The sequence below is a fragment of the Corynebacterium sp. AOP40-4SA-5 genome, assembly GCF_052377355.1.
Taxonomy (GTDB): domain Bacteria; phylum Actinomycetota; class Actinomycetes; order Mycobacteriales; family Mycobacteriaceae; genus Corynebacterium.
In genome coordinates this window covers 1-1,350 of record NZ_JBQSWS010000056.1, presented here as the reverse complement: position 1 = coordinate 1,350, position 1,350 = coordinate 1, and the positions used below count along the sequence as shown (strand labels likewise).

The following is a 1,350-nucleotide window of genomic DNA, read 5'->3' as shown; positions in this document are numbered from 1 at the left end:
GGGCCCGAACCCCGGATGGTGGACACGGGGATGTAATCAAGATGCGAATCTGAGACTACCGGAACCACGGGCCTCATAGGCCTGCGGCGAGAGATTTCCACACCAGGAATGCCGACGGGCCGTGTTGTAGCGGACACACCACCGGAACACGTCCCGACGGCAGACAAGCTGATTGGCGAAGGTCACCTGATCCTGGAGCACCTCGCGCTTCAGCGCGGCATTGAACGACTCCGCCAGAGCATTGTCCGCGCTGGTGCCGATCGCTCCCATCGACTGGCGCACTCCCAGGGTCCGGCAGGTGTCCTGGAACGCCCCGGAGGTGTAGACGCTGCCGTGGTCCGAGTGGAAGATCGCCCCGGCCACACTGCCGCGCTGGGTCTTCGCCATCACCAGCGCTTCCTGCACCAACTCGGTGCGCATGTGGTCGGCGATCGCGAAACCGACGAGCCGGCGCGAGAAGCAGTCGATGACCGTGGCCAGGTACATATTCGACCCGTCGGCAATCGGAAGATAGGTGATGTCGCCGACGTAGGTGTCGTTGACCGCCTTGGCGGTGAATTGGCGGCGCAGCAGGTCAGCGAATACCCGCCGACGCTTATCGGCGATGGTGGTCTTCACGCGGCGCTTTTTCGTGTAGCCGGCCAGCCCGTTGGCCCGCATCAGGCGGGCGACGCGTTTGTGGTTCACCGGCGCTGGGGTGCAGCCCGACGATCCTGACTCTGACGACGTACCAGCCCCGTCGGAGTCATGCGGGTCATTGAGTTCGGCGGTGATGCGCTTGGCGCCGTAACAGCCGTTCTCAGCGTCAAATATCGCCCTGATCCGCACCGTCAGCAGCGCATCAGCGATGATCTGCTGCTGGCGGGCCCCAGCGCCGTCGCGCCAATTGTAGTAGGAGGACCGCTGGATCTTCAGGATCTCGCAGAGCCGCTTGACCGAGTAGTCGGTGCGGGTGTCGTCAACGAACTGGAAGCGGCTCACCAGGTCGTCTCTTCCGCGAAATACTTCGCGGCCCTCCGCAGAATGTCGCGTTCCTCGCGCAGTCGTGCGTTGTCGTGCTGGAGTTGGCGGATCCGTTCGGCGTCGGTGACCGCGGCCGTTTCCGATTTGTCGGCGCTGCCAGCGCGGGGATCACTGGAGAACCGGCCGACCCAGTTTTTCAGGGTGCTGCGGTTGATGCCGAGCTCTTTGGCCATTGAGCTCATCGACGCGCCTGGAGTGTTCTCGTACAGCGCGACGGCGTCACGCTTGAACTGCTCCGTGTAGGTCTTCTTTGGCATGGTGGAACACTACCTTTCTTCCCCAGCTCACTGCTGGGGGTTGGGTGTCCACCACACGGGGGTCAGGCCC

The 1,350-nt window shown here is 63.6% G+C and carries 1 protein-coding gene; it reads right to left on the bottom strand.

The annotated features are described in order from the left end of the window. Window positions 1–36 precede the first annotated feature (36 nt). Window positions 37–1,280, bottom strand: a protein-coding gene (locus ACT3S3_RS15230) for an IS3 family transposase (protein ID WP_444627014.1) whose coding sequence is annotated in 2 segments (ribosomal slippage) — window positions 37–992 and window positions 992–1,280 — 1,245 coding nt in all. Because the reading frame shifts where the segments join, the coding sequence is not laid out codon by codon here. Between the last annotated feature and the right edge of the window lie 70 nt (window positions 1,281–1,350).